Below are 20,536 nucleotides of genomic sequence, written 5' to 3'. Positions count from 1 at the left end.
CGCCCGGCCCCCCGCCATGTCGGTGCCAAGTCGGTTCCAAGTCACGTCGCCCAGCGTTCGTACCCGCAATGGATCTGGGTGCGGGACGGTCGGGGGACGACGTCGGTGCCGGAGCGGGGAAGGCCAGGGGACATGCCGACGGGTGTCACAGGGGAGAGCGGGACCGCACCCGAGCCGGGAAGACTGTGGTTCTCCGTGCTCGGGCCGGTCCGTGCCTGGCGCGACGGGGTCGCCCTGGACCTGGGGCCGCCCCAGCAGCGGGGGCTGCTCGCCCTGCTGCTCGCCCGCCCGGGCCAGCCGATGGAGGTCGAGCAGATCGTCGACGCCCTGTGGGGCGACGAGCCTCCCGTCAGCGCGCTCACCCTCGTCTACCGGCACATCGGCCTGCTGCGCAGGACCCTCGAACCCGATCTGCCGGCGCGCCGGTCCGGCGGCTGGCTGCTGCGCGGAGCCGGCGGCTACCGGGTGGACGCCGACGCCGACTCCCTCGACCTGCTGCGCTTCCGGCAGCTGGCCCAGGAGGCCCGCCGGGCGCGGGACGACGGCTCCACGCGGCAGAGCGTGGCGACGTACGTGGCGGCGCTGGCGCTCTGGGAAGGCCACCCGCTCGACGGCCTCCCGCCCTCCACGCACACCGCTCCGGCCTTCAAGGCGCTGGACCGGGAACGCCACGCCGTGGTCAAGGAGGCCGCGGACGTGGCGCTGCACTGCGGCACGATCGGGGAACTGCTCGGGCCGCTGCGTCGCTGCGCCGCCGAACGGCCCCTCGACGAGCCGGTGCACGCACGACTGCTGTACGCCCTGATGGCGACGGACCGGGTGCGGGAGGCGCTGCGGACCTACCGTGCGGTCAAGGCCCGGCTCGCGGACGACCTGGGCATCGAGCCGGGCCGGGAACTGCGTGCGGCGGCCCGGCAGGTCCTCGGCCCGGCCGCCGGCACGCCGGCCGCCACCGGCGCGGGCCCCACCTCGTCCACCTCGCCGGGGCGGCCCGCCCTGCCGCCGGTCACGTACTCCGTACCCGCTCAGCTCCCGCCCGGCCTGCCCGTCTTCGTGGGCCGCAAGCGGGAGCTGGCGCTGCTGCCGGGGCCCTGCGGCACCGCGGCCCGGCCGCCCGAGGCGGTCGTCCTCAGCGGGCCGCCGGGCGTGGGCAAGACCGCGCTGGCCCGCCGCTGGGCGCACCGCGCGGCACCCGGCTTCCCGGACGGACAGCTCTACGCGAACCTGCGGGGCCACAGCCCGGACACCCCACCGACCGACCCTGTCGTGGTGCTGTGCGGGTTCCTGCGCGCGCTGGGTCTGTCGCCGGGGGACATACCCGGGAACGAGAGGGTCCGGCGCTACCGGGAGGCGCTGGCGGGCCGCCGGGTCCTGGTCCTCCTCGACGACGCCCGCGACGCCGCCCAGATACGGGACCTGCTCCCCGACACGTCCGGCTGCCTCGCCGTCGTCACCAGCCGGGACCCGCTGCGGGAGATCGCGGGGAACGCGCGGGCCATCCGCTTCCTCGGCCTGGCGCCCTTCGACGACGACGAAGCCCGTGACTGTCTTGCCGCAAGGCTCGGCGGCGACCGTGTCGCCGCCGAGGAGGACGCGGTCGGCCCGCTCGTCTCCCTGACCGGCGGACTGCCGCTGGCCCTGGCCGCCGTCGCCGCACGCGCCTCCGCCGGACCGGCCTTCCCGCTCGCCGTACTGGCCGAGGAGATCCACTCGACGGGCACCGGCCTGGACACCGTGCCCGAGGTGCGGGCGGCCCTCGACACCTCGTACCGCACCCTCTCCCCGGCCGCCGCACGTGTCTTCCGGCTGCTCGCCGCCTGCCCGGGCACGACGATCTCCACGGCGGCGGCGGCGAGCACGGCCGGGCTGCCGGTGGAGCGGGTCCGCCGGCCGCTCGGCGAACTGGTCCGCGCGGGCCTGCTGACCGAGGGGCCCGGCGACCGGTACCACTGGCTGCGGCTGGTCGGGACGTACGCCGGCGAACTCGCCCGCGCCGCCGACCACGCGCCCGCGGCCGCCGTACCGCGAACCGCCCGGCAACCGGTGCCGGACGGCCCCGCCGGGGACCGGTGTCCACCGGCGCGGGACGACGTCCACCCCGAGGCCGAGGCGTCCCGGCCGGCCCTGCGGCGCCTGCTCGACCACCACCTCCACACGGCGGGCGACGCCCTCGCGCGCCTCTCCCCGAACAGGATCGCCCCCGCGCCGCCCCCCGCCCTGCCCGGAGTCACGGTGATCGAGCACGGGAGCGCCGCCCAGGCACTGGCCTGGTGCGGCGCCGAGCGCCGGGCACTGGCCGGCATGGTGGGCCTGGCGTCCCGCAACGGGTTCCACGAGCACGCCTGGCGGCTCGCCCGGGTGGTCGAACTCCTCCTCCAGCAGCAGGGGCTGCGGTACGACGACACCACGCCGTGGCGATCGGCCCTCGACTCGGCCCGGCACCTGTGCGATCCGGTGGCACTGGCCCACGCGCACGGCTCGCTCGGAGAGCTCATCGGGCACCTCGGCCGCCCCGACGACGCACACACCCATCTCAGCCGGGCCCACGACCTCTTCGCCGAACTGGGAGACCTGCCGGGACAGGCCCTCGCACACCAGAGGTTCAGCCAGGTCTACGAGCGGCAGGGCCACCTCGACGACGCGCTGGGCCACGGGAAGAGGGCCGTGGAGAAGCACCGGGAAGCCGGTGACCCGGTGGGCGCCTCCGGCGCGCTCGTCGCGGTCGGCGGGACGTACCTCCTGCTGGGCGCGCACCGGCAGGCGCTCGCCGTGACGAGGCAGGCCCTCGAAGCGCTGCGCGGCCTCGCCGAGCCGCACGCCGAGGCCGCGGTCTGGAGCGCGCTCGGCCACTGCCACGACGTACTGGGCCATCCCCGCCGCGCGCTCACCGGGCACCAGCGCGCCCTCCAGCTGTACCGGGCGGCCGGGGACGGGCACCAGGAGTTCCGCTGTCTGGTCCGGATCGGCGACGCGCACCGTTCCGCGGCCGCCCCGGCCGCGGCCCGCAGGGCCTGGGCGCGCGCGCTCGCGGTCCGGGACGCCATGGACCAGGTGGCGCCCGAGGTGAGGGACGCCGCCGACCGGGTCCGGTCGAGGATCCGCGCCCTGCCTCCGCGAGGCCGGACCGGCCGGGAACCGGGGGCGCGCACGACGCTGCGTCTCACGTCGGAGTCGTCCACATGAGAGCGGTACGGGAGGGCGGACCGTCCGCGGAACCCCCACGGTCCGCCGTTCGCGCGGGTCAGTTTCCTGTCACTGGACCGACCTACGCTGGCCCGGGGCGGACGGGCGGACTGTCGCCCCGTCGTCTGCCGGACGGCCCGGGCGCGGCGTCGCAGCGCATGTGCGCGTACCGCCGGTCACACGTTTGATCCAGGAGAGTGGACTATGAGGGGCGGGGCGACACAACGCTCCGGGGACGTGACCTCGTCTCCGTCCAGCGGCCTCGCGGTGGCGGCGCAGGAGCCGCCGGGAGCGGACGGCGCCGACGAGCGGGACCCCGCCCGGGGGCACGGCGACACCGAACTCGCCGGCCGGACCACGACCGCCGGCCGGACCGCCGTCCACACCGGAGCACCCTCCGCCCGGACCGAGGAGAGCCCGGAGCAGGACACCCCGGAGCAGGAGGCCCCGGCCGGGGCAGGCGCCACCGTGGGGAGTCCGGCCACGTCAGGAGCAGCGGCCACGGTCACGGCCACGGACGCGGAGGCGGACGCGGAGGCGGACACGGTCACGGTCACGGCCGCGTCCCGACGGCCGGCCGCCGACGACGACGCCACCGAGCCGGATCCACGTACGGGCTCCGACGTCGATGCCACCGAACCGGACCCCGGCACGGGCTCCGACGTCGACGCCACCGCACCGGACCCCGCTACCGGCTCCGCCGACGACGCCACCGCACCGGACCCTGCTACCGGCTCCGCCGACGGCCGCGCCGAGGCGTCGGGCGGTCGGGCCGAGGGAACGAGTGCCTCCGGACCGGCGGCGCTCGCCGCGCACCCGGAGGAGGACGGCGGCGACGGCGGTGCCGGGAACGGCGGTCGACGGCTCTCCCGCGAAGCGGTCGTCGGCGTCTCCCTGCTGGCTCTCCTGGTGGCAGGGAGCTCCGTCCTCCTGGTCGGCGGGGGAAGCGAGAGACACGAGTCGGAGGCCGCCCGGACGGCTCAGGGCGACTTCTCGCAGGACAGCGGGGGCAGCCCCGGCGGCGTCCCCGGCGTCGCTCCCTCCGCCGCCGCCTCCGCCAAGCCCACCACCGGCACCCGGCCCGCCACGGCCTCGACGTCGCCGAAGAGCGCCAAGGACGAGCCCGACACCGGTACGAGCCCCGACACCGCCTCCGGCGCCGCCACGCACCCCGCCGCGGCGGCGGCAGCTGACACGGCCGCGTCCGCGTCGGGCGGCGACCAGCCCGCCAAGTCCACGGCCTCGACGTCGACCACCGCCCACACCGCGTCGGTCCCGACCGTGCAGTCGGTGGGCCCCCTGACCGGCTCGGCGTCCGGTCGCTGCGCCGACGTCACCGACGGCGTGGCCGAAGCCGGCACCCCGATCCAGATCTGGGACTGCACCGGCGCCAAGTGGCAGCAGTGGTCCTTCTACTCGGACGGCTCGGTCCGGTCGCTCGGCCTGTGCATGAACGTCGCCCTGGGCTCGGTGGCCGACGGCGCCACGATCCGGATGGCGGACTGCGACGGCGGCTCGGCCCAGCGGTTCCGGCTCACCGCCGCCGGCGACCTGGTCAACGTCCGGGCGGACAAGTGCGTGGACGTCAAGGACCAGCAGACCGCCAACGGCTCCCGGCTCCAGCTGTGGACGTGCACCGGGGCGCAGAACCAGAAGTGGCGACTGGGGTGAGGACCGTGGGGCGGGAGGGCAGGTGATGCGGCAGGAACCCGCGGCGCCGTCCTTCTCCGTACTGGGACCGGTGCGCGCCTGGCGTGAGGGTGCCGAGCTGGATCTCGGCCCCCCGCAGCAGCGCGCCACCCTGGCCGTGCTGCTCGTCCGCGTGAAACGGCCCGTTCCCGTCGGTGAGATCGCCGACGTGCTGTGGGGCCAGGGGCAGCCGGTGAGCGCGACCAACGTGATCCACCGGCACATCGGCATGCTGCGCCGCCTCCTGGAGCCGGGACTGCCCAACCGCGCCGAAGGACAGCGACTCGTCCGGGTCTTCGGTGGCTACCGGCTGCGGGTCGGCACCGACGACGTCGACCTGTCCCGCTTCCGTCACCTGCGCGAACTCGCCCAGAACGCGGACCTCGCGGGAGCCGCGGAGGAAGCCGTGGAGCGGTTCGTCGAGGCCGTGTCGCTGTGGCGGGGGCCGGTCGTCGCCGGCGTCCCGGCCGTCGCCCGCGGCCACCGGGTCTTCACCGTTCTGGAGGACGAGTACGTGGCGGCCGTACGGGAGGCCGCGGACACCGCGCTGCGGCACGGGCTGGCGGACCGCGTCCTGCCCGCGCTCGAACGCTGCGGCGCCCGGCACCCTCTCGACGAAGGCGTCCTGGCGAGACTGGCCCTGTCGCTCGCCGCCACCGGACACCAGGCCGAAGCCCTGGACGTCTGCCACGCGGCCCGGACCCGGCTCGCCGAGGAACGGGGCGTCACCCCGGGAGCGGAACTGCGCGCCGCCCACGAGCGCGTGCTCCGCGGCCTCGCCCACCACCCGGCCAACCACCCGGCCAACCACCCGGTCACCGCGCGCGCGGAGCGTCCGGGCCCCGGCCGCCCCGCCCCGGCGCCGCGCGGGGGACACGGCCCCGCGCGCACGACGCCTCCCCCTCCCGCCGCCGCGACGCCACCGCGGGACACGGCGGAAGACCGGTGGCCCGCGCCGCGGCCGACGGGCGGGCCGCGGCACCGCCCGCCCGCGCACGACACCACGCCCCGACCGGCGCGGGCCGGCGGCGCGGACGCGGGCCGGCGGCTGATCTCGTACGGCGGGGTCCCGCCCGTCGCTCCGCGCGGGTTCGTCGGGCGAGCGGCCGAGGCGGCGCGGCTGCTCGCCGCGGCCGTGGCCGCCCGGCCGGGGGACGAGACCATGACCCTCGCCGCGGTCTGCGGTCAGGCCGGGGTCGGCAAGACCGCCCTGGCGACCGAGGTCGCCCACCGGCTGACGGACCGCTTCCCGGACGGACTGATCCACGTCTCCCTGCGGGGCTTCGACCCGTCCGCCCCGCCGGTCGCGCCGGGCGAGGCGATCCGCGGCCTGCTCGAGGCGCTGGACGTGCCGCCGGCCCGGCTCCCCGAGGACCGGGACGATCTGGACGCGCACACCGCCCTGTGGCGCAGCGTGCTCTCCGGGCGCCGCTTCCTGCTGCTGCTCGACGACGCCCGCGACGCCGAGCAGATACGGCCGCTGCTGCCCGGCGCGCACGGGTGCACGGTCCTGGTGACGAGCCGCGACCAGCTCTCCGGGCTGGTCGCCGCGGACGGTGCCCACCGGGTCGTACTGGACCCGCTGACCCCCGAAGGCTCCCTGGAACTGCTGGCCACGCGCGTCGACGCCGACCGGCTCGCCGCGGACCGCGAGGGGATCGGACGGCTCGTGGAGTGCTGCGCCGGGCTGCCGTTCGCGTTGCACCTGGCCGCCGGGCGGATCACGGACGCACCCGGGAAGCCGGCGTCGGGAGCCGCGGTGCCCGGCGGGTCGGCGTCCCCCTCCCTCGACGAGGCCGACCTGCGGACGGTGCGGCGGAGCCTGTACGGCTCCTACCGGACCCTCGTCGCCGACGCGGCCCGTCTGTTCCGGCTCCTCGCCCTCCACCCCGAGCCCGAGGTGAGCACCGGGGGGGCCGCGGCCCTGGCCGGTGTGGAACCCCGCCCGGCCCGCGTCCTTCTGTCGGCGCTCACCGGAGTGCACCTGCTCGACGAGTGCGGACCGGGCCGCTTCACCCTGCGGCCCCTGGAGCGCTCCTACGCGCACGCGCTGGTGCACGCGACCGACAGCGCCCCGGCACGTGCCGCGGCCGTGCGCCGGCTGCTCGGTCACCTCGTGCGCCACGAACTGCCGGCCGACCGGCCGAGGACGCCGCGGCCGTACGGCGCCGGTCACGAGCGCGCGGCCGCCGCGCCGGCAAGTCCGCCGGGTACCGGCGCCTTCCTCCGCGTGTGACCGGAGACGTTCCCGCTCCGGCCGGCTCCGGCCGCCGCCCCGACCCTTGAAGGACTGGACCGAACATGCCCCTCTCCCGGCCGCGCAGGACGGCTCGGCCCACCCTGCTCGCCCACGTCCCCCCGCACGCCGTCCCCGCCGGCCTGTGCGCCCTCGCCCTCACCGTCTGCTCCGCGCCCGTCGCGTGGGCCGACGAGGTGTCACCGGCACCGAGCGCGTCCGCCGCGACCGTACGGCTGCCCGTCGTCCCCGGCTCCCTGGGTTCCGGCGCCGCGTGCACCGGGCCGTCCCCGACCACGATGTCGGTCGTCCCGTGGACCCACGCCGTGCTCGGGCTGTCCGGTGTCCGGGCGTACTCCCGGGGAGCGGGAGTCACCGTCGCGGTGGTCGACTCGGGGGTGGAGCCGGGCGCCCACGGTCTCGGCGGCCGGGTCGAAGCGGTGGGGGACGCCGACGAGGACTGCGTCGGACACGGCAGCTTCGTCGCGGGCCTCGTCGCGGCGGACGACGACGGCACCGGCGCCGACCTCGGCGGGATGGCCCCGGACGCCCGCGTCCTCGCCGTGCGCGGCACCGACGCGCGCGGCCGGACCGACGCCGGGCTGGTCGCCGCCGGCATCCGCGCGGCGGCCGACGCGCGGGCCGGGGTGATCGCGGTGCCGCTGGCGCTGTCCCGGGGCAGCGAGGAGCTGACCGCGGCGGTGCGGTACGCCACCGGGCGGGACTGCCTGGTGGTCGCCGCGGCGGTGCCCGACACCGCGTCGGACGCGACCGCCGCCGCCTCCGCCTCCGGCGCGTCCGACGCGTCCGGCGGCACGGGGGACGCGGCCCGGTCCGCACGCTTCTGGCCCGCGTCGGACGAGGGCGTGCTCTCCGTCCTGGACTTCGGCCCCGACGGCACCCGCCCCGACGGCGCGCCGGAGCCGGTCGGGGCAGACCTGGCCGCGCCGGGCGACAAGGTCGTCGGCACCGGTCCGCGCGGCGCGGGCAGTTTCACCGGCACCGGTGCCTCCTTCGCCACCGCCTACGTCGCCGGCGCCGCCGCGCTCGTACGGTCCCGGTATCCGGACCTGAGCGCCGAGGAGACCGCGCGGCGGCTGACCGGGACCGCGTACCCGGCGGACGTGCCCCGCCTGGACACCTATGCCGCACTGACCGTCGTACCGGACGGCGACCGGGCCACCGCGCCGCGGAAGGCGGCGGCGGGGCGGGTGGTGCTGTCGCTGCCCCGCGAGGACCCGGGGCCGCGCCGGGTCGCCCTGCTCGTGGGAGCGGCCGGTCTGCTGGCGGTGCTGGCGGCGGCCGCCGTCCGGGGCGCGGTCCGCGCCCGGCGCGGTCGGCGCGACAGCGCCGCGCAGGGGTGAGGGCCCCCCACACGGCGTCGTGTGAGGGGCCCCTCCGGGTGGGTCCGGCCCGGGGCCGGACCCCACGGCGTCTCAGTCCTCCGCCAGCAGCCCCGTCTGCACCTGGAACGTCTTGCGGCGGGTGATGCGCAGTGCCCGGCCCGGGACGAGGACGCGTGGCTTCACACTGCCGAACAGGTAGCCCTCGGAGGGCGGGCACGACATCAGGAGGGCGGGGGTGTTCATCTCCAGCATCCGGCGCAGGACCTGGTCGCCCAGCCCCCGGCCGGCGCCCGCGGCGGAACGGGTCACGACCAGGTGGAAGCCGATCTCGTAGCCGAGGGCCAGGAAGTCCAGCAGCGGCTCGAAGGGGCTGCGGCCGAGCGGCGCGTTGATCAGGTCGTAGTCGTCGACCAGGACGAACAGGGTGGGACCCCGCCACCAGTCGCGCTGCCGCATCCGGGACGGGGCGATGTCCGGCCCCGGCATACGGCTGCGCAGCGCGCGGCCCGCGCCGTCGGCCAGTTCGCGCAGCTGGTCGACGGAGACCGCGTGGCCGAGCCGGTACTCCTCCGGCACCGCCTCGACCAGTTCCCGGCGGTAGTCGACGACCAGGATCCGTACCTCGGCGGGGGTGTAGCGCTCGGTGATGCCCTTGGCCACCAGACGGAGGAGGTTGGTCTTGCCGGTCTCCGCGTCGCCGACGACGACGAGGTGGGGATGCTCGGCGAAGTCGTGCCAGGCCGGGGCCAGCTTGTCCTCCTCCACACCGAGCGCGATCCGCAGGTCGCCCTCGGCGGGCGGCAGTTCGTCGGCGGGCAGCCGGACCGGCAGCATCCGCACCGGCGGAGCCGGAGGCCGCTGCCAGTGCTCGCCGACCGCCCGGACGACCTCGGCGACGCCCTCGGCCAGGTCCTTGTGGTCCTGCACGCCGTCCAGGCGCGGCAGCGCGGCGAGGAAGTGCAGCTTGGACTCGGGCGTCAGGCCGCGGCCGGGGACGCGGGGGACCGAGCGGGCCCGCCGGATGTCGATCACCGACTCCATCGGGTCGCCCATCTTCAGCTCCAGACGGGTGCCCACCTGATCCCTGACCTGCGCGGCGAGTTCCACCCAACGCGTGGTGGTGACGATGAGGTGCACGCCGTAGTTCAGTCCGCGCAGGGCGAACTGGGACAGGGTGGCCACGTGGTCGAGGAAGTCCTGCCGCAGGGTCCCCCAGCCGTCCACGACCAGGAAGACGTCGCCGTAGGGCTCGTCGGGGAACTCGCCGGCCGCGCGCCGCTTGCGGTAGGTCGCCATGGAGTCGATGCCGTGCTCCAGGAAGAGGCGCTCCCGGTCGGCCAGGAGCGAGGCGACCGCGGCGACGGTACGGCCGATCCGCTCGCCGTCGACGTGTGCCGCCACTCCGCCGACGTGCGGCAGTCCGGCGAGCCCGGTCAGGCTGCCGCCGCCGAAGTCGAGGCAGTAGAACTGCACTTCGCGGGGAGTGTGGGTGAGCGCCAGGGCGGTGATGAGGGTACGCACCAGAGTCGACTTGCCGCTCTGCGGGCCGCCCGCGACGGCGACGTGGCCGCCCGCCCCGGAGAGGTCCACGACAAGGGGGTCGCGGCGCTGTTCGAAGGGCCGGTCCACGACCCCGATCGGCACGCGCAGGCCGCCCCGTGCCACCGCGTCGGCGCCGGCCCCGCCGGCCGCGACCGTCAGACCGCGCTCGGCGTCCGGCGCGGTGGGGGGCAGCAGCTGGTCCAGGGTCGGCGGCAGGTCGAGCGGCGGCAGCCACACCTGGCGGGCCGCCGGACCCGAGTCGCGCAGCCGGTCCACGGCCGTGGCGAGCAGACTCCGCGCGCTCGCCTCCTCCGCGGCGGCGGCCTCCTCCTCCGCCCTGACCACCGACTCGGGCAGCTGCCGCGGCGCGACCCACCCGACGCTCCACGGGGTGACCTGACCGGCCACCTGCGCACGGGCCAGGGCGCCGCGCCGCCGTCGGTAGGAGCCGGAGACGTACGCGGCCCGGAACCGGGTCAGTGCCTCCACACCGCTCTTGAGGTACCCACTGCCCGGCTGGGAGGGAAGCTGGTAGGCGTCGGGCACGCCGAGCACCCCGCGGCTCTCCATGGCCGAGAACGTGCGCAGGCCGATGCGGTAGGAGAGGTGGCTCTCCAGCTGGTGCATCCTGCCCTCGTCCAGGCGCTGGGAGGCCAGCAGGAGATGCACGCCCAGGGACCGCCCGAGCCGGCCGATCATGACGAACAGCTCCATGAACTCGCCGTGCGAGGCGAGCAGTTCGCTGAACTCGTCCACGACGACGAACAGGCTCGGCAGCGGCTCCAGCGGCGTGCCCGCGGCCCGCGCCTTCTCGTACTCCAGGGCGGAGGTGAAGTTGCCCGCCGCCCGCAGCAGTTCCTGACGGCGGATCAGCTCGCCGTGCAGGGCGTCCTGCATACGGGAGACGAGGGCGACCTCGTCCGCGAGGTTGGTGATCACGGCCGAGGTGTGCGGCAGGTCCTCCAGGCCCAGGAAGGTCGCGCCGCCCTTGAAGTCGACGAGCACGAAGTTCAGGGTCTGCGACGAGTGGGTCAGCGCCAGGCCGAGGACGAGCGTGCGCAGCAGCTCGCTCTTGCCGGAGCCGGTGGCGCCGATGAGCATGCCGTGCGGGCCCATGCCGCCCTGCGCCGACTCCTTGATGTCGAGCTCGACGGGCGCGCCGTCCGCGCCGACCGCGATCGGCACCCGCAGCCGGTCGGTGGCGCCGGTGCGTCCCGCCCAGTAGCCCGCCGGATCGTGCCGGTGCAGGTCGGGGATGCCGAGCAGCGAGGTCAGCTGGATGTCGGACGCGAGCGGTTCCGTGCTGTCGGTGGCCAGGCTCGGCCGGTACCGGGCGAGGAGCGCGGCCAGCGACCGGGCCGCCGCCGGGCCCATCCGGTCGGGACGGCCCAGCGCGGTGGTCTGCTCCTGACGGCTGCGGTCGGTCCGCACCAGGCGCAGTTCGTCGCCGGCGAAGTCCAGCCGCAGCGTCGTACGGCCCGGCCGCCAGGTCAGCGCGCCCCCCAGGTCCACGACGACGCAGTTGCGGAAGCCCTGTCCGTCCAGCCGGTGCCCCGCCGGGACCCGGCCGCCGTCCACGACGACGACGGTGAACGGCTCCTCGCGCCCCGGAACCGCGTCCGGGTCGAAGGGGGGCCGCTCCTGGAACTCGGCACCGAGCAGGTTCTCCAGTTCGGTGAGGGACGGAGCGACGAGGCGGGCGGGACCGGCGCCGTCCCGGTCGTGCCGGTGCTGGCAGTGCGGCAGCCACTTCAGCCACTCCCAGTCGGCCTGCCGCTCGTCGGACACGCACAGCGCCACCCACAGGTCCTCCGGGGAGTGGAAGGCGGCGAGCTGGGCCACCAGGGCGCGGCCGGCCGCCCGGATGCGGTGCTCGTCACCCCGGGTCAGCACCTTCGACCAGGCCCGCAGATAGATCGCGACGGGCTGGTCGGGAACGGTCGAGTAGGCGCGGATGAACCGGCGCAGGGCGTGCGCGCTCAACGGTTCGAGGTCCTCGACGGGTTTCGTGGAGACCGGACTGAGACGCACCCCGAGCCGCTGATCACCCACGGCGATCCGCACCTCGGCGAAGTCGTCGTCGGCCGGGCGGCGCTCCCACAGCCTGGTGGTGCGCACCATCGACCACAGCACGGCGGGGGCGGGATGGCGCCAGACCAGGGCCTCCCGCTGTTCGAGCACCGCGCGCCGCACTTTCCTGCGCACCTGCGCCAAGTACCGCAGGTAGTCCCGCCGTTCGCCCTTGGTGCGGCGCTTGCGTTCCCCCCGGCCGCGCATGATCTGGCCGACCAGCATGGCCACCATGGACAGCATCATCATGCCCATGGCGATGTAGCTGAGGACGGAGTTCTCGCCCGGCCGCAGGAACATCACCAGCATCGACGCGGACATCATGCCCATCGGCAGGAAGGTCCAGACGGCGGAGGCGTCCGCCTGCACTTCCGGCAGGGTCGGCGGCTCCTGGAGCGCCAGTTCACCCTGGGGCATGTCGGGACCGCGACGGCGGGCCGGCCTGCGGAAGAGTTCAACGGACAACGGGACGGTGCTCCTTCGGTGGGGATCCGGCGGGTTCGGGTCCCTCCACGCGCCCCCGGCCGACGGACGGCGAGCGCCGCACGGGGCAGGCCACCACAGATCCTGCTCGGCCGCCGGCCCCGCGGGCCGGCCGCACGTCCCGGACCTGACGGCGCAGGCGTCACGGTGTGGCTGCCCCGACCGCGGCCGGGAGCATCTCCACGAACCTCACCCGGGATCCTAGGCACCCGTCAGTGCGTAAAAAATGCGCGCGCCCACCGGCCGACGGGACGGGCGGAGGCCCGCGCGGGGGCGTGCGCGGCGCGCGGGGGAGACCGGCCCTGGCGCCTTTGTGCCGCGGGCCGGCCGGTGAGGCCCTTCGGTCAGTTTTCCTTCACACACGCCTGCCTACCATCGCCCCCGGCGCTCTCGTGCGAGCGGCCGGACCCCGGTTCCGCGGCCCCGAGCGCCTCGGGTGAGGTGCGCGCGGCAGGTCCGGGCCGGACCGCCCGGACCCGTCCCCGCACAGCCCGCGCCCGCCCACACGACGGGCCGTCGAAGAAGAAAGGCAGGAGCGTGAGCGACAACGCCCTGGCCAGCCTCTGCCGGGTGACCATACGGACGTCCGAACGGTCCGTCGACCTCGCCGTGCCCTCGGACGTCCCGATCGCCGATCTGCTGCCCGTCGTCATCGGCTACGCCGGTGACGGCCTGGAGGAGTCCGGACTCGAACACGGCGGCTGGATCCTCCAGCGGCTCGGCGGCCCCCCGCTGGACCTGGAGGCCACCGCCCAGTCCCTCGAACTCCGCGACGGCGACACCCTCTACCTGCGGCCAGGCGTCGAGACCCTCCCCGAGGCGCACTTCGACGACCTGGTGGACGGCATGGCCGGCACCCTGCGCGAGCGCCCCCACCAGTGGTCCGAGGACGCCACCCGCCGGCTGCTGCGCACCCTGCTGGTGGGCTCCGTGGCCGTCGCCCTGGCCATCCTCGTGCTGCCCGGCGCCCCGGTCGCCGCACGCGCCGGCACGGCCGCGGCGATGGGCCTGCTGCTGCTCGCCGGCGCCGCCGCCGCGAGCCGCGCCATGGCCGACAACGGCACCGCCACCGCCCTCGCCCTGATGGCCGGACCCTGCCTCGGCGCCACCGGCTGGCTGCTGCCCGTACTGGGCGCGGGCGACGGCCCCGCCGCGACCGGCAGCCGCCTGCTGTCCGCCGCCGCCGCGTCCGCGGCCGGCGCCGGACTGGCCCTGATCCTCATCTCCGGCCCGGCCCGCTTCTTCCTCGCCTCGGCCGTGGTGGCGGTCGCCGTCTGGCTGGCCGGTCTGCTCATGGTCCTCACCGACCTCCCGGCCGCGCACGCCGTCGCGCTCGTCGCCGTCGTCGCCACCCTGCTCGGCGCGAGCGTCCCGGCCGTGGCGTTCTGGCTGGCGGGCCTGCGCATGCCCCCGCTGCCCACCAACGCCGGGGAACTCCAGCAGGGCATCGACCCCGAACCCGGCGAACGCCTCGTCGCCCGCACGATCCGCGCCGAGGGCTGGATGACCGCGCTGTACGCGGCGGTGGGCGTGATCAACGCCGGGGCCCTGACCTGCCTGGGCACGGAACCCACCACCCCGGCCCGCGTCACCTCCTTCGTCCTCGCCCTGCTGCTCGCCCTGCACAGCCGGGGCATCGGCAACGCCGTGCAGCGCGTGTCGGTGCTGCTGCCCGGACTGTGGGGCGCGGCGGTCCTCGTGGTGTCCCTCGCCCTGGGCTCCGGCACCGGGAACCGGCTGCTGCTCGTCGTGCTCCTGTGCGCCCTGGCCGCCACGCTGGCCGTCCTGTGCTGGGCACTGCCGGGCCGCCGCCTCGTCCCGCACTGGGGGCGGGCCGCCGAACTGCTGCACTCCGCGTCCGCGATCGCCCTGCTGCCGCTGGTGCTGTGGGTGCTCGGCGTCTACGGCCGGATGCGCGGCGTCTTCGGCTGACCCGCGGGGGCGGACAGGCGCCGGGACGGGGAGCCGGTGCGGTCGCCTCGCGGGGCGTGAACGGAGAGCCGACGGGCCGGCCCGCGGGGCGTGACACGGGGAGCCGGCGGGCCGCCTCGCGGGGCGTGACGACGACAGAGCCAGAGAAGACAAGGAAAGGAGGAGCCGGTGCAGTCCAAGCGCGACCAGGTCGAGGCGCACGTCTTCATGATGAGCCGCCTCACCTCCGGCATGCTGCTCACCGACCCGGACGCGGCGGAGAGCCCGATGGGCCGCACCAGCCGCGGTGCCGCCTGGGGGCTCCTCCTGGGCGCCCTGGCCGCGGCGGGATGCGTCCTGTTCGGGGTGCTGTCGCCCGGCGGCGACGACTCCTGGCGGAGCGCCGACGCCCTCATCGTCAGCAAGGACACCGGCACGCGGTACATCTACCAGGACGGCGTCCTGCACCCCCTCCGCAACTACGCCTCCGCACGGCTGATCGGCGGCTCCGACCTCACCACCCGCCTGGTCTCCGGCGCCTCCCTCGACGGCGTCCCGCGCGGGACCGCCGTGGGCATCTCCGGCGCCCCGGACGACCTGCCCGGCACCTCGGACGTCAACGCGGGCCCCTGGCTGGTCTGTTCGGGGATCTACCGGACGGCGAAGGGCGAGCGGTCGGCCACCACGACCCTCGTCATCGGCTCCGCACCGCCCGAGGGCGACGGACTCACCACCGGACAGGCCCTCCTGGTCACCGCCCCCGGCGGGGAACGGTTCCTCGTCTGGCACGGGCGCCGGCTGCCGCTGGACACCGAGCACGGCGCCCAGCGCGCCCTCGGCTACGGCGACGCGGTCGCCCGCGCGGTCTCGGCGGAGTTCCTCAACAGCCTGCCCCTCGGCCCCGACCTGGCACCCCTCGACGTCCCCGGACGGGGCACGGCGGGCCCGTCGCTCGACGGACACGCCACCCGCGTCGGCCAGGTGTTCACCGTGCAGGTCCCGGACGGCCCGGTGCGCTACTACCTGCTGACCGGGCAGGGCCTGCGCCCCGTGGACGCCACCCAGGCGGCCCTGGTGCTCGGCGATCCCCGCACCCGCGAGGACGGTTACGGCGGCGAGCCGCCCACCGCGGTGGCGCTGGCCACCGACACGCTCGACGCCCACCTCGCCCGCACCGTCACCGAGGACACCGCCATCGAGGACACCGCCATCGAGGACACCGCCACCGAGGACACCGCCTCCGCGCAGTGGCCCTCGGGCCCGCCCCGGCTGGTGGAGGCCGCCGACCGGCAGAACCTCTGCGTGAGCGTGGAGTCCACGGACGGCGGACCCGGGACGAGCGTCGCCGTGGTCTCCACCCTGGACACCTCGCCCGCCGCGGCACCCGAAGGGGTGCAGGCCGCCTGTTCCCCCGTGGACGCCATCGCCGTACGGCCGGGCGCCGGAGCCGTGGTCCGCGTCCTCGGGGCGGGCGGCGGGGAGCTGGGGGACACCACGTACCTGGTGACCGACACGGGAGTGAAGTACCGCATGCCCTCCGGGCAGGCCGTCGAGGACCTCGGCTACGGCGGGACGGAACCGGCGGTCCTGCCCTCGACGTTCCTGGAGATGCTCCCGACCGGCCCCGACCTGGACCCCGCCGCGGCCTCCGGCGCCACCGCCGCACGCACCACGTCGGCGGGGGACTGCTCCGGCGGCCCGGCCGGCGAAGGGGCTCCGGGGACGCCGGGAGGACCGGCCGACGGAGCCCCCACCGGTTCCGGCGCCGCCGCCGTCCCCGGCCTCGCCGCGGGCGAGGAGGACTGACCAGGACCGTCCCGGACCGTCTCGCCCAGGCGCTCCGGCGCCATCCGCACCGACCGCATCCGACCGCACCCAGTGGAACGAGGTAACCCGTGAGCACACCGATCCAGCAGTCGTCGGCGTCGTCGACACTCCTCGGCATCAACGCCCTCACCACCGCCCACGCGGGCATCCAGCGCTGCAAGACCGACGTGGACACCACCGCCGGCGGCCTGGCCACCAGCTACAGCGCCGCCTCCGAGGACGGCCGGGAGTTCCAGAAGCTGCTCCAGCAGTGGGACACCCAGGCGCAGATCATCCTGAACAAGCTCCAGGGACTGATCGACCACCTGAACACGACGATGCAGCAGCACAACACCACCCAGGCGGCCAACACCGACATGGTGCGCAGCTCACAGAGCACCTCGGACGCCGCCTACAGCCAGCTGACCGGCTGACCCGTCGGCCGGCCGACCGGACACCACCCTTACGACCCGAGGAGTTGCCATGAGTGCCGACGGTGTCATCCACGTCGAGTACAACCACGTCGACCAGGGCGTGGAGGACCTGATCCAGCAGACCAGGGCCATCGAGACCACGCTGGACACCCTGGAGGCCGAGCTGACCGAGCTGAAGAGCACCTGGCAGGGCACCGACGCCGACGCCTACACCAACGCGCAGCGCGACTGGAACAACGCGGTCACCGCCATGGAGCAGCTGCTGATGTCCCACGCCACCCTGCTCGGCGAGGTCTCCAACAACTACCGGCAGACCGAGAACAGCCTCACCCAGATGTGGAGCGAGCTGTCCTGACCCCGGCCCGGGGCCGGGCCGGTCTCCCCGGCCCCGTCCCGGCCACCACCGCACCGAGAGACCCGGCGGCCCGTGGCCCCGGAAGGGAGAACGGACATGGCAGACCTCACGCATCTCGACGCGACCCAGGTGACCTCGTTCGTCGAGCACGAACTGACCACCTTCGGCTCGGACCTCACGAAGATCCGCAACGACACGGCCGACGAGCCGCCCGTCGAGTCGCTGTTCACCCTTCACTCGGTGCTCAGCGCGGCCCCGAACAAGCAGCTCACGATCGGCCCCATGGGGACCGTCGGCACGGTCCACGGCGACTCCCTGCGCACCGACACGGTCGCCCTGGCGAAGGCCGTCGACCTGGTCTTCGTCAAGCAGAAGAAGCTCTTCAACGACATGGACCGGGACCTCAGGGACACCGTGACGACCCTGCTCGCCGCCTCCGGCTCCTCGTTGCAGGCCGTGGCCACCGACCGGTTCATCTCGTCCATGGCCGACGTCGGTCAGGACCTCGGCGGCACCAGCCTCTCCTGACCTCCACCCACCGGGAGTTCGAAGCACCATGGCAGACGACGGCAAGTGGGAGCAGGCGGTCTACCTGATGACCGGATGGAAGGTTCCGGCCAGGGAGACCGTCACCGACGACCTCAAGGGCAAGGGCAACCGCGGCGACGGCGGCGCCGACGACGCCGTCGACATCCCCTGGTTCTCCGTGACCATCAGCAACGTGGGGAAGACCGACGCGTCCGCCGCCGCCCAGCGCCTCGCCGCGCTCGGCGGCAACTACGTGCTGTTCTTCGCGGGTACGGGGGACTCGGGCGCCGTCACCAACGCCAAGGCCCTCAACCTGTACGTCGCGAAGATCACGTACGCGTGGCAGACCGGCAGCGGAGTGAGCGGGACCAACTTCCACAAGTTCTCCAACGGCGTCGCGTCCCTCCTGGACCAGCTCGGCGCCTCCCCCTGGAAGACCACCGGCTACTCCTTCGACGGACTGGCCGTCGCCGAGGCCGACTCCGTGGACCTGGGCACCTTCTCCTACCGGGCCAAGTCCCTGGACCGGGCCAAGCTGTTCTTCGAGGAGCACGAGACCCGGCTCGACGGCTGGGTCCAGGCCATGGGACGCGACAACGCGGCCTGGCAGGGCAACGCGGCCGGGGTCTTCGTCAACCTCCTGGACACCCTGCGCAAGCAGTACAAGCACTACCACGAGCAGTTGGCGCCCCACGGCTTCAGCACCCAGAACGCCAGCGTGGTCGACGGCTACGTCAGCAAGACCTTCCAGGGCGACGGCCTGATCCAGGCCGAACAGGCCCTCAGCGCCGCCGTGAAGACCCTCAAGGACGCCTGGATCAAGTGGCACGGCGACCAGAACGGCCCCACCACCGGCACCGCGCCCGACGGTTCCGCGAACGCCCCGGGCGGTCACTGGAACGCCGAGGACGTGATGCGTGAACTCCTCACCGAGATCAAGCAGTGGCTGGACACCAACAACGCCGGCAAGGTGGTCACCCACTCCAACTACTACGGCACCTCCTACGGCGGCACCGAGTACTGGTACGACCTCACCGACGGCTTCAAGGAGAACGTCCCCGCCTACGGCAGCCTCACCGACCCCGCCAGCTGGGTCAAGATCGGCCAGGAGGCGGTCAAGCGCTGGAACAACAACGTCACCGCCCACCTCGACCCGGCCGCCGAGACCGCCACGACGACCCTCAGCAGCGTCTGGTCGAAGCTGATGAACACCGACTGGGACCCGGCCTACGGCTTCGAGGAGGCGCCGTCCGCCACCCTCACCACGACCGGCGGCACCGGCGACGACGGCGAAGGCGACTCGGACTTCGACGTCAGTGACATCGCCGACATCCTGAACGGCCAGAACTCCTCCGTCAACGACGCCCTCAACGACATCGCCTCCTCCACCGACGACGCGCTGAACGACATGGGCTCGTCCACCGATGACGCGCTCAACAGCCTCCTCGGCGACGGAGGTTCGGGCGGCACCGACACCGGCGGCACCGACACCGGGGGCATCGACACCGGCGCCGTCACCTCCGACCTCAACAGCGACCTCAACAACCTCCTCGGCTCCGACGGCACGACGGACGGCGGCACGGGAACCGGCACCGACGGCGCCCTCGGCGCCTCGCCCGCCTACACCTCGCTGCTCAACAGCGCCCTGAACGGCATCGGTTCGTCCGGCACCGGCACCACGAAGGTCAACCCCGACGGCAGCATCACCGTCACCAACCCCGACGGCAGCACGACCACCACCAGCCCGGACGGCACCCAGGTCACCGAGTACCCGGACGGCAGCACCCTCACCGTCGACCCGGACGGCACGAGCACCCTGGTCAACGCCGACGGCAGCACCTCCGTGCAGAACGCCGACGGCTCCGTCACCACCACCTACCCGGACGGCACCGAGGTCACCGCCGACCCCACCGCGCCCACCCCCGTCGCCACCTCCTCCCTCACCACCGGCCTCAACGGCTCGCTCGACAACGCCCTCAACGGCCTCGGCTCCACCACCGGCTCCTCCACCACGGCCCTGGACGGCGACTTCCTCTACGACGACGTCCCCTACACCTCCTCGCTCTCCGGCGCCCTCGGCGGCGTCTCCGCCGGCGACGGCCTCACCGGGTCGACCGGCCTCAACCCCGGAGCGCTCGCCGCGGCCTCCCGCATGGGCGGCCTCAACAGCGAGATGACCGCGGCCGCCGAACGCGTCCGGTCCGGCTACTCCGACAGCGACACCGCCGTCAACGGCACCGCGCGCACCTCCGCAGCCCGGTCGGCGACGACCACCGAACAGGCCGCCGCGCGGGCCACCACCAGCTCGGGCATGCCCTTCATGCCCCCGGGCGCCGGACAGGGCGGCCAGCAGACACAGAGCGAGGAACGCACCCGGACCACCTGGCTCTCCGAGGACGAGGAGATCTGGGGGACCGACGAGGCCGCCGCCCCCGCGGTCCTGGGCCGCGACGACTGACCCGCCCCCACGCCCACCACACTTCTCAGGAGACAGACCGATGGAACCCGTCGAGGACCGCCTCGCCCAGGCCCTCCAGGCCCTGGAGTCGACCAGGGCGGCGGTCGCCGACGCCGAGCGGCGACTGCGCGAGGCGTCCGTCACGGTGACGTCCAAGGACCGCTCGGTGGAGGTCACCGTGGGCGCCCAGGGCGAGCTGCGGGCCCTGCGCTTCCAGGACGGCAAGTACCGGTCGATGGCACCGGCCCAGCTCTCCGCCGTCCTGATGGAGACGATCGGCCGGGCCCGCGCCCGGATGGCCCGCCAGGTGGTCGACACCTACCGGCCGATCTCCGAGAGCGTGCCCCGGATCACCGACATGCCCGGCGCGGAGATCGACTGGGACCGGCTGTTCGGCTCCGCCACCGACGAGGACGGCTCCGCGGCCAGGAAGAAGCAGGGCGGCAGACTGCGCGACGAGATCGTGGAGGACCCGCCCCAGCCGTGAGGCGGCCG

The 20,536-nt window shown here is 74.9% G+C and carries 12 protein-coding genes; 11 read left to right on the top strand and 1 reads right to left on the bottom strand.

Features of this window, described 5'->3' with window-relative positions; all coding sequences use genetic code 11:
* Positions 1-132 precede the first annotated feature (132 nt).
* The 4 genes from ACFYWQ_RS29610 to ACFYWQ_RS29595 all read left to right on the top strand — a co-directional run bounded on the left by ACFYWQ_RS29610 (position 133) and on the right by ACFYWQ_RS29595 (position 8,472).
* Positions 133-3,183, top strand: coding sequence for a BTAD domain-containing putative transcriptional regulator (locus ACFYWQ_RS29610; protein WP_389520494.1), 3,051 nt, complete (start codon positions 133-135; stop codon positions 3,181-3,183).
* Between the two features lie 237 nt (positions 3,184-3,420).
* Positions 3,421-4,854, top strand: a complete 1,434-nt coding sequence (locus ACFYWQ_RS29605) for a ricin-type beta-trefoil lectin domain protein (protein WP_389520493.1) — start codon at positions 3,421-3,423, stop codon at positions 4,852-4,854.
* 25 nt (positions 4,855-4,879) lie between these two features.
* Positions 4,880-7,108: a BTAD domain-containing putative transcriptional regulator gene (locus tag ACFYWQ_RS29600; RefSeq protein ID WP_389520491.1), complete on the top strand. Its 2,229-nt coding sequence runs from the start codon at positions 4,880-4,882 to the stop codon at positions 7,106-7,108.
* 65 nt (positions 7,109-7,173) lie between these two features.
* A complete protein-coding gene (locus ACFYWQ_RS29595) occupies positions 7,174-8,472 on the top strand; it encodes a S8 family serine peptidase (protein ID WP_389520489.1) in 1,299 nt (432 codons plus the stop codon).
* Between the two features lie 72 nt (positions 8,473-8,544).
* Here ACFYWQ_RS29595 and eccCa read toward each other — a convergent pair whose 3' ends face one another.
* Positions 8,545-12,531 carry a type VII secretion protein EccCa gene (gene eccCa, locus ACFYWQ_RS29590; protein WP_389520488.1) on the bottom strand — a complete coding sequence of 1,329 codons (3,987 nt, stop codon included), beginning with the start codon at positions 12,529-12,531 and terminating at the stop codon, positions 8,545-8,547.
* A 555-nt stretch (positions 12,532-13,086) separates the two neighbouring features.
* On the opposite strand from eccCa, the gene eccD reads away from it, so the two are divergent.
* The 7 genes from eccD to ACFYWQ_RS29555 all read left to right on the top strand — a co-directional run bounded on the left by eccD (position 13,087) and on the right by ACFYWQ_RS29555 (position 20,528).
* On the top strand, positions 13,087-14,481 hold the full coding sequence (gene eccD / locus ACFYWQ_RS29585) for a type VII secretion integral membrane protein EccD (RefSeq protein WP_389520486.1): 1,395 nt from the start codon (positions 13,087-13,089) through the stop codon (positions 14,479-14,481).
* A gap of 168 nt (positions 14,482-14,649) precedes the next feature.
* Positions 14,650-16,266 (top strand): type VII secretion protein EccB, encoded by a 1,617-nt coding sequence (gene eccB, locus ACFYWQ_RS29580; RefSeq protein ID WP_389520484.1) that lies wholly within the window; start codon positions 14,650-14,652, stop codon positions 16,264-16,266.
* An 89-nt stretch (positions 16,267-16,355) separates the two neighbouring features.
* Complete coding sequence (locus tag ACFYWQ_RS29575; RefSeq protein WP_389520482.1) at positions 16,356-16,700, top strand: hypothetical protein; 345 nt, start codon at positions 16,356-16,358, stop codon at positions 16,698-16,700.
* 49 nt (positions 16,701-16,749) lie between these two features.
* Positions 16,750-17,055, top strand: a complete 306-nt coding sequence (locus ACFYWQ_RS29570; RefSeq protein ID WP_389520480.1) for a WXG100 family type VII secretion target — start codon at positions 16,750-16,752, stop codon at positions 17,053-17,055.
* 96 nt (positions 17,056-17,151) lie between these two features.
* Positions 17,152-17,583 carry a type VII secretion system-associated protein gene (locus ACFYWQ_RS29565; RefSeq protein WP_389520479.1) on the top strand — a complete coding sequence of 144 codons (432 nt, stop codon included), beginning with the start codon at positions 17,152-17,154 and terminating at the stop codon, positions 17,581-17,583.
* Between the two features lie 28 nt (positions 17,584-17,611).
* The gene (locus tag ACFYWQ_RS29560; protein WP_389520478.1) at positions 17,612-20,041 is read left to right on the top strand and encodes an AAWKG family protein; all 2,430 of its coding nucleotides are present in this window, start codon (positions 17,612-17,614) and stop codon (positions 20,039-20,041) included.
* 40 nt (positions 20,042-20,081) lie between these two features.
* Positions 20,082-20,528: a YbaB/EbfC family nucleoid-associated protein gene (locus tag ACFYWQ_RS29555; RefSeq protein WP_389520476.1), complete on the top strand. Its 447-nt coding sequence runs from the start codon at positions 20,082-20,084 to the stop codon at positions 20,526-20,528.
* The last annotated feature ends 8 nt before the right edge of the window (positions 20,529-20,536 follow it).

Origin of the sequence: Streptomyces sp. NPDC003247 (assembly GCF_042888135.1) — a bacterium.
Classification (GTDB): Bacteria; Actinomycetota; Actinomycetes; order Streptomycetales; family Streptomycetaceae; genus Streptomyces.
The sequence above is the reverse complement of the archived record's forward strand: the minus strand, read 5'-3'. Positions and strand labels throughout refer to the sequence as shown.

What these genes read in the sequence shown, in the direction of transcription:
- ACFYWQ_RS29570 (WP_389520480.1), top strand. Translation starts at nt 16,750, where the DNA reads ATGAGTGCCGACGGTGTCATCCACGTCGAGTACAACCACGTCGACCAG.
- ACFYWQ_RS29595 (WP_389520489.1), top strand. Translation starts at nt 7,174, where the DNA reads ATGCCCCTCTCCCGGCCGCGCAGGACGGCTCGGCCCACCCTGCTCGCC.
- ACFYWQ_RS29610 (WP_389520494.1), top strand. Translation starts at nt 133, where the DNA reads ATGCCGACGGGTGTCACAGGGGAGAGCGGGACCGCACCCGAGCCGGGA.
- ACFYWQ_RS29560 (WP_389520478.1), top strand. Translation starts at nt 17,612, where the DNA reads ATGGCAGACGACGGCAAGTGGGAGCAGGCGGTCTACCTGATGACCGGA.
- ACFYWQ_RS29565 (WP_389520479.1), top strand. Translation starts at nt 17,152, where the DNA reads ATGGCAGACCTCACGCATCTCGACGCGACCCAGGTGACCTCGTTCGTC.
- ACFYWQ_RS29555 (WP_389520476.1), top strand. Translation starts at nt 20,082, where the DNA reads ATGGAACCCGTCGAGGACCGCCTCGCCCAGGCCCTCCAGGCCCTGGAG.
- ACFYWQ_RS29600 (WP_389520491.1), top strand. Translation starts at nt 4,880, where the DNA reads ATGCGGCAGGAACCCGCGGCGCCGTCCTTCTCCGTACTGGGACCGGTG.